Origin of the sequence: Candidatus Enterococcus moelleringii (assembly GCF_017377575.1) — a bacterium.
GTDB classification, from domain to species: domain Bacteria; phylum Bacillota; class Bacilli; order Lactobacillales; family Enterococcaceae; genus Enterococcus_A; species Enterococcus_A moelleringii.
In genome coordinates this window covers 117,004-131,487 of record NZ_JAFREM010000018.1, presented here as the reverse complement: position 1 = coordinate 131,487, position 14,484 = coordinate 117,004, and the positions used below count along the sequence as shown (strand labels likewise).

Below are 14,484 nucleotides of genomic sequence, written 5' to 3'. Positions count from 1 at the left end.
TCTTTTCTTTTTCCTTTGTTTTTTCCCGGGAGCTTTAGCCATCCAATCCCTCCCACCGTTTCAATGAGGGAACTGATTTATATCTTCCTAAAATATAATCCTTGCCATAGCTGGCATCATTTCTAACCTTTCGCTGTTCATCATCCACATAATCAACTAACGAATAAAGTTCAGAACAGCCAAATTCATCTTTGTCAGTAAACCAAATTTCATCTCTTCTTAGGTTATCTTTGTCTAACGTAAAGACTTCTTGTGTCGAAAAAATCAGCTGTGCATGCTTAGGGTTCGTTTTTGGATTATGGAACAGAATGATGATATAGCGAATTAGTAATGGATGAAGTTTCGCGTCCATTTCGTCAATGAAGATCGTCCCGCCAATGTCTAAGGTTTTTTTCATGTCTACATAAAGATTCAGCATTTTTAATGTTCCACTGGATTCATCTTCGATTGGTGTCGTAATGGTCTTACCGGTTCTAGGATTTTTGTGATAGCTGACGATCCGTTTGGTTTCCATGAATTCATTTTCGGAAACTAAATGTTGGACTTCGTTGCCGATGACTCCCAAATGGTCGATTCCCACATCAATTGCTCGGATAAAATCGGTCAGTTGTTCATTTTCTTTGGGATCTTCGATGAGTGTTTTCAACGGCTGCATTTTTCCCTTCGTCGTTGAATAGTGGGCGACCCTTTCCAAATAAGGATTTCCGTAATCAACGACTCGGACACTTTCGAACCAATTATAAACATCTTGAATAAAATCAATTTTGAATTTGGCTAACACAGAGACCAGCAAAATATCATCTTCAACCAGCTCTGAAATCACAGCTGATTCTGTTAAGTTCAACAGCTCCCCACTGAACTGATTCCCTTCTCTTTCCAGCAATGTTATATAGGCTTCTTTCTTGAGCTTAGGATCTCTCATATACAAACTTTCTTCTACGATCTTTTCCTTTAAAACTGAAAAAGAGTATTGATAGTTTTTTCCAGCTGTTGAGAAAAGTACGGAAAATTCGGAAGGAACAGTTTCCTCTTCAAACCAATGTGGAGTATTTTCCATGCCGAGTAAAAAGTCGTTTGCTTTAAATGACGTCAACACTCGAAGCCTCATACTTTGAAAAGCTTTTATGACATTGCTTTTTCCTGATGCATTTGCTCCGTAAATAGCTGCTACCTTCAGGACCTTCTCGTCATGAACATCGTTAACTACATCATTCGGGTGTTCTTTTATCGCGCTCGCTGTTAAATCTAAGGTTGTCTCATCTTTGAAAGACTTAAAATTTTTGAATGTAAATTGATGCAGCATCGTCATCACCTCTACCTACAGAATAACTCATACAATAGTATGATATCAACAATTTGAGAATTTTTCTCAAATTATCTTTTTCTAGCTGCAAAAAACCTAAAAAAGCGCTTGATCCACTTTTCTAGGTTCCCCATCTAATTATTTCTCATCAAAATACTCTGCTTGAACCATTTCCATAATTTCCGCTTCAGTTAATTTCTGCGTCTCATTGGCAAAGTCATAATACTTCGGCTTTTGATCATAGTAGACTTCCACCGTTAAGTTGGCATCCTCTTGCTCATCAAATAAATCGATGGGAATACTGTAGAAATCCGTTGGCAGCAGGCGGTAAAAAAGATTTGAGCCGCAATTTGAACAAAAACCTCTTTCCGCCCATTCAGACGATTTGTAGCGAGTGACTAAGTTTTCAGGCGTAATTTTGATTTGGTCACCCGTACCGCCATTCACCGTCAGCAAGGGCCCCGACCCCCATTTTCGGCACATGGAACAATGGCAGGCCCCCACTTTCGTGTGAAAATCCTGAATCTCAATCGAAACCTTGCCACATAAACATTTTGCTGTTTTCATTTGATGAATCCTCCTTTTATCCTTTGAAATCACGAGCCGCCTATCGTTTTGACTTTTCCATTACTTAATCATTGTACCTGAAATAACTGTCTCATATTTGATCCAACCGGCAATTCCCCCGAACTTTACAAGAACTTCTTCCAAGCACGGTGAAGTCGGTCTACGCAATCTGGAATGTCTGCCAGCGCAATTTTACTGAATCCGAGAAATAATTTATTCGGTGGACACTCCGCTTTGTCCTGCCAAAATTGCATGGTTGAGTAGACTCTGACGCCTTCTTTCAACGCTCTTTCGATTAGATCCGCCTGATCAATATGTTCCGGAAATTCTACTAAAAAGTACTGCCCGGTTCCGTTGCTGGAGATGCGGATTTTGCCATCGAACACTGAAAATTCTTTTAAAAAGAGCTCTAACCTTTTGCGGAATGTGTTATTCAATCGGCGAATGTGCCGTTCATAGTTTCCTGTTTCGATCAGCTTCGCCACCACGTATTGATTCAATAAAGGAACCGTACTGTTGTATTGCTGGAATTTTTCTAAATAGGTGTTTAACAATTTCCGCGGCAACACCATGTAGCCCATTCGCAGTGATGGCGAAAGCGATTTGGAAAAGGTACCAAGGTAAATCACCCGTTCTTCCCGATCAATCGATTGCAGTGAAGGGATCGGTTTGGAAAAATAGCGTTGCTCGCTGTCAAAATCGTCCTCAATAATATAGCTGTCATTTTTCCGCGCCCAATCCAGCAACTCATAGCGGCGGCCAATCGGCATGGTGACGCCAGTGGGAAACTGATGGGAAGGTGTCGTATACACCCCACTTATCTTTGAGTCCTTTGGCAGCTTCGAGCTATTCAGTCCCTGCTCATCCACCGGCGAAGTGGCAACAGAATAACCGTTGTGGCGAAAGACTTGGACGGCTTTGCTATACCCCGGCTCTTCCACTAAGACGGTATTTTTTTCCGACGGCAGTACTTTACACAGATATTCTAGCGACTGCTGGATGCCGCAAGTAATAATAATTTGATCCTCCTCACAATTCACACCTCGAATTTGTTTTAAATAGGTTTTTAATTGTTGGCGCAGGACCATCTCCCCTTGCTTGTCTTGAAAAGAGGTCAATTTCTCCTCACGATCCAACAGCTCCAGACATTCTAAGGTGTATTTCTTCCAAAGGTTTTTCGGGAATAAATCATTAGTGGTGCTCTGATTGGTTAAATCGTACAATGGCGGGATCGCTTCGTCCTCAACTTGTGCATGGCCGATTTCGGCATCAGCTGTCACAGGTTCGCTAAGTTCCAGCTTTGGCAACTCCAAAACAACAAAGCCCACGCCCTTAACCGCCTGAATATAGCCTTCTGCTGCCAGTTGTCCGTAGGCATTGTCGACAGTGTTGCGGCTGACCTCCAGCATTTGTGCTAACTTTCTCGACCCCATTAGAACTTGATCTTTAGGCATGGTGCCACTCAAAATATCCTGTTTGATCGTTGAATATATTTGTTCATATAACGGCTGATTGGTTGCTTTATCAATATAAATCATCCTGTTCCTCCTAGTGGCCCCATAAAATAGTTGGTTAGTGGGCCTTTTTCTAGTGCCAATCCCATCGTATCATAATTTACAGAATTATCAGAATAATTTTCACAGGAGGAAAGCAAATGAAGCAAAAAATACGAAACAATGAGTCAAAGGATATCTTACTAGAATTAATCGCCATCGCTTTTTTGGCCACTGGCGGAATTTTTGTCAAACTCAGCAATCTTGGCCCTATCAACACGGGATTTTACCGGGTGCTATTCTCAATTCCCTTGCTTTATCCCTTGGTAAGAACGCAGCTAAAGACCATTAGCAGAAGAGATATCTTGATTATTTTAGCAGCGGGTGTGTTTCTGGCGGGAGATATCGCTCTTTGGAACCTTTCCTTTAGCTACACTTCGGTCGCCAATGCCAATCTACTCACCAACCTAACACCCTTTACTGTCGTGCCGCTTTCGTATTTCTTGTTTAAAGAAAAAGTGCCGAAGTTGTTCTTGTTAGGAGCCGGGATTACCATACTTGGCGTGTTCATTTTGATTTGCGGAAAAGTGACGCCCACCGCTGGAAACTACCTTGGCGATTTACTGGCCTTTTGCGCTTCCTTCTTTTACGGCTGCTTTTTGATTATTTCCTATCATTTAAGAGATCGCATCTCCAGCAGCATGATCATGTTCGTCTCAGCTTTTGGCAGTGCCGCGGCTCTTTTTGTCATGGCGGGACTGGCAGAAGGAGTTCAGGTGCCACATAGAGTCACCGAACTGTACCCGCTGCTAGGCTTAACCATCTGTCTGCAGCTGATCGGTCATAACCTGTTGGCTCACTGCCAAGGCAAAATAAATGTCAATCTCTCTTCGATTATTTGCCTGTCTCAGCCGGTGATTGCTTCCGTTTATTCGTTTGTACTTTTCTCGGAAAAGATATCAGTGATGGAGATGTTAGGAATTGCCATTGTGATCGGCGGGATCTTTTTGGTGAAGGCTCAATATACGAAAAAGAGTGGTTGTTTGGAAGACGAGGTTGATGAGGAGTTTATATAGTAATGTAATTTTACTGCTTCATTTATTTCCTTGCTACTTATATCATTGTATTCCTCATTAATACTTATTAACCAAGGTTCCGCCTACTTAAGGTAGTATAAATATTAAAGCTTTTTCGAATAGTAGAGAATTCACCCTTTTCTATTAATTAAGGTACAACTCAGTTTTATGAACATTTTAAAAAAGTATGCCCTACTCAGAGCAAACCGTGATTAAACAAAATACACCAAAATGTACAATTCAATTAATCGAAACACCTACAAAATTATTCTAGGAATTTTTACTGATACGAAAGACTTTCGTGATTCAGCTGGCGAAACCTTTAACATCATTTTCAACGGTAAGAATAATCCAGCTAATCAAGAACTGTTAGATGGATTACGCGACCATTCATTGATGTTATAATGTTATTGATTTTTACGATAAAGATGATTTGATTAGTTCTTCTGGAATCACATAAAAGCATGTGAGCTTTTCTCGAACGAGAGAAGTCACATCCTTTTTTTTGAACTATAAGCAGAAGCCAATTTGCGCTAAAAATATATGTACATCTCCTTAAATCCTATTCAAAAGTTATTATCTTAAATTACAAATTCAAGAGACAAAAAATGCAAACAGAACCAGCTGTTTGCAGGATAACTTACAATCTATTGTTTTGTTCAAACCTATCAATCCGATTAATACTAAACTCTAAGTCTTTTTGTAAATGTTGAACGATTAGTTCTTCAGCCAAATCTCCATCTCCAGCTTTAATCGCTTCAAATATTTCTTGATGTTCTTCTACTAAACGGGGGCGTTTTTGTAATGTAACGATTCTTCTAAACATATAAATAATCGATTGCATACGATCAATAATATTGATTATTTCAGTATTGTTGGTTTCAGACACAAGAATATGATGAAATAGAAAATTTGCTTCCAATTGTTCAGACGGAGTGCCGGTGTTTCCGATTTCGATAGATTCTTCCAACTTTTCTAAAGATTCAACTGAAATATATGAAGCACAAAACTTGGCGGCATAGCCTTCTAATAATGTTCGTACTTGAAAAATATTACGAATATCTTTCTCAGTAGGGATATAAACTTTCTTGTTCTTAATCAGACCTTCTTGTTCAAGCTTTGAAATTGCGTAGCGAATCGGCGTTCGACTAATATTTAAAGATTCAGCCAATTTTGTTTCAGTCAATTTTGTACTGGGATCAATCTCACCATTTAAAATTTTGTCACGGATTTGTTTATAGGCATCGTCATAAAAATAATTTTCTTTTTTCTTCATCATTTCCACACCAATCAAAAATGTCATTGTCATGCACTTTAATTATCTTGCTTTACAACTATTCATTTTAACAGACTTTAGCTGAACATTAAAGTTTCGACCATAAATCCCTGATTTGAATAAAAAATGTTGATGACCGATTAAAGTCATCAACACCCCTTTGTTAAAATTCAGCTAAAATTGTACATGGTCCACTATCTAATCCTTGTATTAGTAACGGCAAAGCATAAACTTTAGAAATTCCTGACAAGTCTCCATCAAGTTTCATATCTTCAATGATTAAAATAGCGCGATCATCTGAACGGCCTAACCCTAAAACAGCCTGATGGAACTCAACACCATGAGGGTGAACATTCTGAGCACTAGCAGCGGATGGAATATCCATACCGATAGCCTTAATATTAGGGAAAGTCATTAAATAATCACCGGCATCTTTTGTAAATCCAGGATTGTGCTGGCCATAACGATAGGCGTCGTCTCTGACTTTATAAAATCCTGTTCGCACGATAACTAAATCACAGCTACTTAATTCTTTTTCGTAGGGCTGTAAGTCATTTTTGGATATTAATTCATCATCACCCTTTTCAATATCTAAAACAACCACTTTTTCATAGACAAAAGTGTCTACTTCGTTTTCCCACAACTGTTTGCCAGCAGGATTAAAATGATTAGCTCCATCCATATGCGTGCCACTATGATTGATTGCCATGTAAAAAGACTGATTAAAGACATCGCCACGATCAGTTGAAAATTGGGGCCACATACTAACTGGCGGGTTCTCAGCAAATCTTGGTGTTTCTACTCCTAAAGGATACGATAAGTAAATTCTTTTCATAAACAAAACTTCCTTCCTATTTTTTATAAAATTAATGACAAAACAAAGCCTGCAATCAATCCACCGACAGCCGATCCTAGAATATTCTTCGCCACGTTTCCATTAAAACTGCCACCAGCCATTTTAGTTGCTACTAAAAGTCCAATTCCTGCGGCGAATCCCTGATCAATCCAAGCACCACCACTTTGATGAATTAGACCAACTCCGTGATTCAGTGTCCACATCGTTCCGACTAGAAAAGCTGCAGCCATCCAACCACCAAAAGGTCCAAAGTGTTCAATTAGACGATCCCATGACAAACGTAAAATAAAAGGAAAGATAAAAGCTCCCACTAAAGTTGCAATAACGAACATACTAGACATAATTATTCCTCCCCTTGATTTAAGGTTTCTGCAATCGTCGGTTCGATTCTAATCTCATCCGCTTCTTCTATTAATGAAGAAGCATCTTTCGCCATATCTCGCTCTATTAATACGGCTACCGCCCCACCGATAATGCCGCCAACCAAGACCACTGCTAAAGTGGGAAGACTGGCAATTGCAGCATCACTGCCTACCATGAAAAAGTCTCTGAACAATCCTGCAAAGCCGACACCAAAACCTAAATCAACAAACATCGACTTAGTATCACTATGAACCAATCCTAAAAAGTGTAACAGAAACCAACAAGGACCAATAAAAATAACTGCTGCAAAAAATCCTCCCGCCAAACCATATGCTGCCACCAGACTTCCCCAGACGCCCATCGTTAAAATCCCGACAATTCCATAACCAATTACAGCTCTGCAAAATTTAAGCATATAATCTCTCCTAGCTGATTATTTATTTTAATTGCTTGACTACGCGACTTAATGTATCGACTTCACCGACATTTCCTGGAAAAATAATATAAGGCAACTTAGGAAATTTAGACTCTTCTCCTGCCAGCCATACTGGGATTCCTGGTGCAATTTGTCCAGCCACTTGTGCTTGTTTGATTCCTAAACCAGCTGTAGCAATATCACTGGAAGTAATCCCTCCTTTGGCTATCAAAAATTTGGGACGGCAAGTCAAATCATGAACGATCCGTGATACAGCACTTGCTATTTTTACTGATAAATTTAACTCCGCTTCAGGATCTTTCCCAATATCCAATCGTTTGCGTTCAGTGTACACTACCACTGTTCGCCCTTCTTGCAGATATCCGTTTACCAACTGTCGAATTCTTAACTGTTCAGCGACAAATTCTTGCGAATCGACTACTTTACTAACTTGAAATTCCAAAGGAACAATCCCATCAACTTTCAACAAGCTATTCAACTGATCTGTTGTTTTCTTGACGTGAGATCCTACCATGATCAAGCCGCCATTTTGATTAGATTCATTTACAATATCTTTTCTTGTAAGCAGAGGCTGATCCGGAATCCCTCCTAAAACCTTAACAAAAGCCGCAGCACTACTATACAAAAAGCGTTTCCCTTGATTTAAAGCTTTGATTAAAGAAATGACAAATACTTTTACGTCTAGGTAATCAACAGCGTTAACAATGACTTTATTAAAATCAGTTACCTTAATTAATTTTTCAGCTATTTCATTAACCTGTTTATTTCTTAGTTCTAATAGACTGATTGTTATTACAGTGTCTGCGTCAAAATTACCAGCAGTTTTTTCTTCAACCCATTTACGTAAATCTGATGATTGGTAGCCAAACGTTCGATCCTTGGCAAATTCAGTTTCCCCAGCAGGAACCAATCTCTTACCGTCATTGACATAGTGAACATTTTCTATCGTTAGACGTCCGCCTTCTTTGAAGAAAGGAATGATTATTTCACCATCAAATGTCATGCTTTCCTGTTCTAAAGTAGCTTTCAACATTTCTGTTTCTAGAGGATAGTGGCCTCTTAAAGTAGAATCTCCTCGATTGATAACGAGGAAATCTTGATCTGTTTCTTTTGCAACTATAGCAATTCTTTCCGCGATCGTTTGATGTACTTGTAGTGTTTTTTCTTTTGTAAAACCTCTGGAATTGGTCAAGACAAAAAACAATTTATTCTTTTCTAAAAATCCTTTTCGCAAACTTTCAATTGTCCAATCGGTATAAATGGACACATCATGAACTGTCTGAGTACCTGTTGGATCATCATCTAAGACAACAATTTTTTTATTCAGTGTTTCTAAAGCTGTCCTTAATTCTTGATCAATTGTTTTCTCATCTAATTTTGGTAATTCATCGCACATTGTTTTAAATTCTGTTTGCTCCATACTATTCACCTACTCACTGTTATATTGGCTAGCTTTTCATAATATTGAACAATTCCACAATGGTCATCAGTTGCTTTACCATCTGCTTTTAAAGCATGGAAAATTTCTAATAATTGGCTAGACATTGGTAGTGGCACATCTAAATCATGGGCCGTTTCCATTACGTTCGTTAAGTCTTTTAAATTAATTGAGATTGCTCCACCTGGTTTGAAATTCCGATCCAATATTAAAGGAACTTTTGCATCTAAAACGACACTACCTGCCAATCCTCCACGAATAGCATGATACATTTTGTCCAAATCGATATTAGCTTTGGCTGCTAATACCAAGGCTTCTGAAACAGCCGCAATATTCAAATTAACAATAATTTGATTGGCTAGCTTAACTACAGAACCACTGCCAGCGCTTCCTAGCAATACGATATCTTGTCCAATTGCTTGAAAAACTGATAATGATTTATTAAAGGCATTCTCCTCCCCGCCAACCATGATTGACAAAGTCCCATCGATGGCTTTTGGCTCACCACCACTAACTGGTGCATCTAAAACTTTCACACCCATTTTTTTACCTTTTTCAGCTAAAGCAATTGCGTCGCTTGGACCAATTGAACTCATATTAATCACCACTAATCCGTTGGAAGCGTTCTTAAATATGTGTTGCTCAAATGTTTCCTTAATACTTGCCATAGTCGGCAGCATCGTAATAATAAAATCGACTGTCTGTGCCATTGCTCCTACTGTATTTTTTTTAGCACCCTGTGCAACTAAGTCGTTAACAGCTATTTCATTTAAATCAAAAACAGATACTTCAAAATCTGCTTGAATTAAATTTTTTGCCATGGGTTTACCCATGATGCCCAATCCAACAAAACCTATTTTTTGCGTCATATCGATCAACCTCTCTATAGTTTAGATAGCGTTTTCATTATAATACTACAAATCATCCGGATTGTATACATTTTTTTAAATAAAGTATACATTATTTTTGATGGACTAATTAAACAGCCGTTATCTTGCACCTCCATACGCGAAATAGTTGCCTGGATAGGTATTTAGAGATTAATTTTATTTATCCGTACTTTTATCTGAATATATCGATAGAAGTGATCAAAACTACAATTTCACCTGATTTTTTACTTTCTAGTCTTATCTCACTACAGGGGTGAACAAAGAGAAGTATGGTTTCCACTTTAGAGTAGTAAGTCTAAAAATTTGAATAAACAGCTTCTCTAGTTTCTTCAACTAAAAAGAGTACCTAAAGGATCTGATAATCCTTAGGGTACTCTTACGCAGTTATTGATTTTAAGTAATATCAGCAAATAAGACGAACGATTTACTATTAGCTCAACTCCGCCTTCTTACGATGATTCGCTAAATCAATGATCGTCGTATCGCTGAAAAAGTCCTTTTTAGTTTCTAAATACTCCTCAAAAAAGTGTTTGTCTAAACTAAAGAGCTCGATCAGAAATTCTGGCAGTATATTGAAATGATCCAACAACACGGGCAAGTCTATCACCTGTTTATCTAGTACAAACTTAAAAAGCGAACGGATTTTTCCAGGTTTCACTGGTGAAATTTCATCATCCAAAGGTTCGAATGATTTGTATTCCTTTTTAGTTAACTGCCCCCAAAAATAGCGATTTTCTTGATAGCTCATTAATTCGAGTCCATAAGCCCGCATCTCTAAAGCTGAGATCGAAACCAAGTATTTTTTCTTCAGATCAATATAATAATCGGGATTCGATTTCCTTTTTAATTCCAAGAAGTCTCTAGTAAATTCTTCCTTTGGCAATAAAAAGATCGAGGCGAATAAGTGGGCTTCCTTTTCTATCACTTTTAACTCAGCTGTAGTTAAGATACCCATATCCACCTCAGAATGAAGGAGTAGATGGCCTAATTCATGGGCTAAATCAAAATTACGTCTGACAGCAGATTTTTTCAACGTTCCTAGAATAATAAATAGGCGGCCGTCTGAAGTAACCGTGCTGTAGGCATCTATTTGTGAACCTAGATTTTTTTCAACAATATAGATGCCGCTGTTTTCTAACACATACATTAAATCTTTGTTATTGTCCAAAGCTAATTCTGCTCGCGATAATTCTGCGATTGTCTTTATCAGCTCTTTTTTCTCTAGTTTGTTTTCTCGAACAATTTCGATACATTTCTGTCTAATACTTTTTATTTTAGCATCAGGAATTACCAGGTTTCGCTCAAAGTAGTTAATATAATAGTAAACATAATTTAGAAAAGTAAGTTCAAGCTTTGTTTTCTTGCGAGACTCTCTATCCTCCGCTCGATAAGCTACCTTTTCTTCACTAAATTTGTCAGAAAGATAAACTGGCGAAAAGAAATATTTTGTTTCAACATTAAATAAACTGCGCAATTGATTGAGTATTTCTATACGGGGCAGTATGGAATCTGTTTCATATTGCCAGACCGCCTGCTCAGTTATTTTCAGTTGATCCGCTAAGTCTTTCCTGGAGAGCCCGTTCAATTCTCTTAAACTAGTTAGTTTCTCTCCATAAAACATATCATCACATCTTTCTGGTTATTCAATACCAATACCGTTTTTCCTCAAGTTGTTTCCCACGTTCATCTTTTTGGTGATTCCTTCGACCAAAACAATCATCCTCTAGTGCAACTGTAGGGTCCAACCAATCTGCCTTTCCTTTAGCCCAAGCAAGCCATTCATCGGAAAATTTATCTTTATCCATCGAGTGTTCAGCCGCACAAATATAATTTCTAAGACGGGTAGCTTTTTCAAAATCTTCAGCTTCATTTAACAAAGCAATCGTTAGTTCAACTTCCTTATTGTATCTGTCTTTTCGTTCTTCACGCAGCCGGCCTTCTTCTTCTCTCTTTCTTTGAGCCTCTTCATACTCCAGCCGTCTCTGCCGAACATATTCAGAAGCTTCGTACAGAGCAATAATCATTTCACCTAATCTATCTTCTAATTGATAGGCTTTGCAATCTCTAAATCTTCTTTCATTGCACAATTTAAAACTAAGTTTGCCATTAAAGTGATAATCATACTTCCTAATTCTTGGTTTGTAAGCATAACTACTTAGTCTTTTTTCTTCTTCATATCTCAGCATTTCCATATTCTCTTCTTTTGTAAGAACGTGAGGAACTTTATCCTGCGCCTCCGAAAAAGAGTAGCCTACTTGTTCACCATCAATCAGGAAACAAGCTCGGTCCGGTAATAGCTGGCAATCAAATGGTTCCAGTGCTTTTATTAAGGCATCAAGAATGCGACACATCCGTTGTACTCCTTCTTCGGATAAATTGTCTGCATTCATCGGTGGACGATCCAAATTGTATTTACCTCGCCCTTTTTTAAGGTTCTTGGCGTAAGCCTTTTGCCAAGCGACTATACTCTTCCGTTGCTTAGTAACTGAGGAATGGAATTTCTCAGTTTCATCCGGCAACAAAATTTGATCAGCAACAGAAAGTACCGCGATTAAGTTTTCCTTTTCTAAAAAGTTCAGCTTCTCCTCTATCGTTTGGCCTTTTTCTAGTTCAATCCACTGACTATTGCGAAGCCCATGCTTGCTAGGTAAATAGTTTCCTTTTGGTAATGGTGTTTTTTTCATTTTTGTTCCCGAGCGGACCTTCGTCCAATAGCCGGCAGGAGGTGTAGGAATGCCCAATGATTTGCACACTTTGCGAATAACGTTATCGGATACATGATACTTCTTTGCTACCTCAGTGACTGGCTTATCCCAGACTTCTTCATATAGTTGGGAACGATCGTAATAGTTGTAAGTCTGATTTCCAAGAGTAATAGTGTCAATGATTTCAGGATTGAGCTCAGACTCTATTTCAACTTGTTCTTCTATTATCCTGCTCTCTGGTTCAACTTGTATTTCTGCTTGCTCTTCGTAAGAAATTTGTTTTATTTTTTCTGCCAATTGAATTGTCTCTTCGGGATTCCCAGTAAATGCTATTACATTCACCGATTTCCCGCTGCTCAACTTAGCCCAATAACCTGAGGGCGGGATAGGAATTGACGCCTCTTTTATTTGTGCCAAAAACTGTGTATAGGGAATACCGTATTTTCTAGCAACGCCAGCAGCAGATATATCCCATATCTCATCGTACAGCTCCTTTTTCGTTGTCGTATGCTTGACAATAGTTTCCAGCTTCGTCACTTTCTTCATAGAATTTTTCACCACATTTCTGCTAACTTTACTATTATATTCTGTATCTGCGAAAACGTCTGGTGGGCTGTTATTCTTGCTAGTTTTTGGCATAATAATCTCAGCTAAATCAGGATTCATCTCTTCAATTAGAGACCAAAAATTGTCTATTCCTCCAAGTCTTCGTTTTCGCTTAATAGAAAAACCAAATCATTTTTTATACTTTCAAACTGTTCAATGATTTTGTTTAGTCCATTCTCAATATTCTCCACTTGAACATTGTTTATTTTCCCGCGATTATAAGCTATTAGTCTTTCTGGCACTATGGTATATGTCCAGCTAGCTCGATATCCCTCTTCCGATTTTAATGCAAATCCTATTGGTAGAAGATTGTTTCTCATCCCTAGCGTCAACATGTTTGATGATATACCTAAATAATCGGCCGCAATCTTAATAGTAACTTTTGGCATTGATCGAATCTCTTCATCAGTGTATTTTCCCATCTACCTCACCTCCCGCTTTTTGACAGCGTTATCATTTTTATTATATTACATAATAATCAGTTATTGTAAGGATAAATGAATTTCTTATACCTAGCATTCAGACAAGCATGATATATCTGCTACTTCAACTCTCTTAAGTACTTAGGTTCTAGCAGCATATTCATCATACCCCTCTTTGCTAAAAATAAGATTTCAATGATAAAACGCAACATTTCGTGTCTCTCTCGAGGATTCTGGGAACTTTTCGACAGGACGCTGAACTATCCTTGTCGAAAAGCACCTGTTTGGTTCTCATTTTTCACTCATGAACACTCCTCACTTTTTGAGTAAGATACTTGAAAAGAAGGGACGTGATGATTATTTTATTGCCAAAAATAAACCAAGAACAACTGACAGCCGCCAACTTTTTCGAAATTTATGATTCCGAATTTTTCTTACTGGAAGCAAAACTCATTAAAGGAGAAATCATTGAGGATCAGCAAATTGAGCATCCCATGATTGAAGGCTGCAGCTTTGAAAATGTGACACTAAACTCAAACGTTTTTCCAAAAATCGAAATTACCGACACGATTTTCAAAAATTGTGACCTTTCCAATTGCGACTTTCAGCACGCGATTATCCATCGGACACAATTTATCGACTGCAAGCTTGTGGGGACAAAATTCAAGGATGGCTACTTGGCCAATACTTCCTTCAACGGCTGCATGATGAACCTGGCGAACTTTAACTATACGAACCATAAATCGGTGGAGTTCAGCAATTGCAAGCTGACCTACAATGATTTCGTGGAATGCCAATTTAAGCAGACGAAATTCCTTGAAAATGATATCGACAACATTAATTTCATGGACACCAATCTGAAAAATATCGACATTAGTACCTGTTACTTCAACTCTATTGATGTTCAACCGGAAAATATCCGAGGCCTGACAGTCAATGAACGTCAAATAAGATATTTTGCTCAAGTGTTTTTGAGGCTGAAACTGGAGTAGGGATAATATTTTACACGAAACTGGTAGTCTTCATAAAATTTTTCTAGATCACGAAATATTT

15 protein-coding genes are annotated in these 14,484 nt (G+C 38.2%); 3 read left to right on the top strand and 12 right to left on the bottom strand.

The features are described 5' to 3' along the window. Positions 1–34: 34 nt before the first annotated feature. The 3 genes from JZO70_RS11775 to pdxR all read right to left on the bottom strand — a co-directional run bounded on the left by JZO70_RS11775 (position 35) and on the right by pdxR (position 3,408). A complete protein-coding gene (locus JZO70_RS11775; protein ID WP_207673767.1) occupies positions 35–1,303 on the bottom strand; it encodes an AAA family ATPase in 1,269 nt (422 codons plus the stop codon). A gap of 138 nt (positions 1,304–1,441) precedes the next feature. Further along, entirely contained in the window at positions 1,442–1,870 is a 429-nt protein-coding gene (locus JZO70_RS11770; protein WP_207673766.1) for a GFA family protein, read from the bottom strand. A gap of 125 nt (positions 1,871–1,995) precedes the next feature. Then, positions 1,996–3,408, bottom strand: a complete 1,413-nt coding sequence (gene pdxR / locus JZO70_RS11765) for a MocR-like pyridoxine biosynthesis transcription factor PdxR (protein WP_207673765.1) — start codon at positions 3,406–3,408, stop codon at positions 1,996–1,998. Positions 3,409–3,524: 116 nt separating this feature from the next. Here pdxR and JZO70_RS11760 point away from each other — a divergent pair, with 116 nt between their 5' ends. Next, positions 3,525–4,439, top strand: a complete 915-nt coding sequence (locus tag JZO70_RS11760) for a DMT family transporter (RefSeq protein ID WP_207673764.1) — start codon at positions 3,525–3,527, stop codon at positions 4,437–4,439. 231 nt (positions 4,440–4,670) lie between these two features. Further along, complete coding sequence (locus JZO70_RS11755; protein WP_207673763.1) at positions 4,671–4,844, top strand: hypothetical protein; 174 nt, start codon at positions 4,671–4,673, stop codon at positions 4,842–4,844. Between the two features lie 235 nt (positions 4,845–5,079). Here JZO70_RS11755 and JZO70_RS11750 read toward each other — a convergent pair whose 3' ends face one another. The 9 genes from JZO70_RS11750 to JZO70_RS11710 all read right to left on the bottom strand — a co-directional run bounded on the left by JZO70_RS11750 (position 5,080) and on the right by JZO70_RS11710 (position 13,431). Further along, positions 5,080–5,742: a GntR family transcriptional regulator gene (locus JZO70_RS11750; RefSeq protein ID WP_242703907.1), complete on the bottom strand. Its 663-nt coding sequence runs from the start codon at positions 5,740–5,742 to the stop codon at positions 5,080–5,082. A gap of 136 nt (positions 5,743–5,878) precedes the next feature. Beyond that, complete coding sequence (locus JZO70_RS11745; protein ID WP_207673762.1) at positions 5,879–6,550, bottom strand: cyclase family protein; 672 nt, start codon at positions 6,548–6,550, stop codon at positions 5,879–5,881. Positions 6,551–6,573: 23 nt separating this feature from the next. Further along, a complete protein-coding gene (locus JZO70_RS11740) occupies positions 6,574–6,912 on the bottom strand; it encodes a Lin0368 family putative glycerol transporter subunit (RefSeq protein ID WP_207673761.1) in 339 nt (112 codons plus the stop codon). Positions 6,913–6,914: 2 nt separating this feature from the next. Continuing rightward, entirely contained in the window at positions 6,915–7,349 is a 435-nt protein-coding gene (locus JZO70_RS11735; RefSeq protein WP_207673760.1) for a Lin0368 family putative glycerol transporter subunit, read from the bottom strand. A 22-nt stretch (positions 7,350–7,371) separates the two neighbouring features. Beyond that, entirely contained in the window at positions 7,372–8,790 is a 1,419-nt protein-coding gene (locus JZO70_RS11730) for a four-carbon acid sugar kinase family protein (RefSeq protein ID WP_207673759.1), read from the bottom strand. A 5-nt stretch (positions 8,791–8,795) separates the two neighbouring features. Then, positions 8,796–9,677: a 2-hydroxy-3-oxopropionate reductase gene (gene garR, locus JZO70_RS11725; RefSeq protein WP_207673758.1), complete on the bottom strand. Its 882-nt coding sequence runs from the start codon at positions 9,675–9,677 to the stop codon at positions 8,796–8,798. 451 nt (positions 9,678–10,128) lie between these two features. Continuing rightward, on the bottom strand, positions 10,129–11,319 hold the full coding sequence (locus JZO70_RS11720; RefSeq protein ID WP_207673757.1) for a spr1629 family repressor/antitoxin: 1,191 nt from the start codon (positions 11,317–11,319) through the stop codon (positions 10,129–10,131). A gap of 22 nt (positions 11,320–11,341) precedes the next feature. Next, on the bottom strand, positions 11,342–12,949 hold the full coding sequence (locus tag JZO70_RS11715; RefSeq protein WP_207673756.1) for a hypothetical protein: 1,608 nt from the start codon (positions 12,947–12,949) through the stop codon (positions 11,342–11,344). A gap of 146 nt (positions 12,950–13,095) precedes the next feature. Further along, on the bottom strand, positions 13,096–13,431 hold the full coding sequence (locus tag JZO70_RS11710; RefSeq protein WP_207673755.1) for a hypothetical protein: 336 nt from the start codon (positions 13,429–13,431) through the stop codon (positions 13,096–13,098). A 353-nt stretch (positions 13,432–13,784) separates the two neighbouring features. On the opposite strand from JZO70_RS11710, the gene JZO70_RS11705 reads away from it, so the two are divergent. Continuing rightward, positions 13,785–14,423, top strand: coding sequence for a pentapeptide repeat-containing protein (locus JZO70_RS11705; RefSeq protein WP_207673754.1), 639 nt, complete (start codon positions 13,785–13,787; stop codon positions 14,421–14,423). The last annotated feature ends 61 nt before the right edge of the window (positions 14,424–14,484 follow it).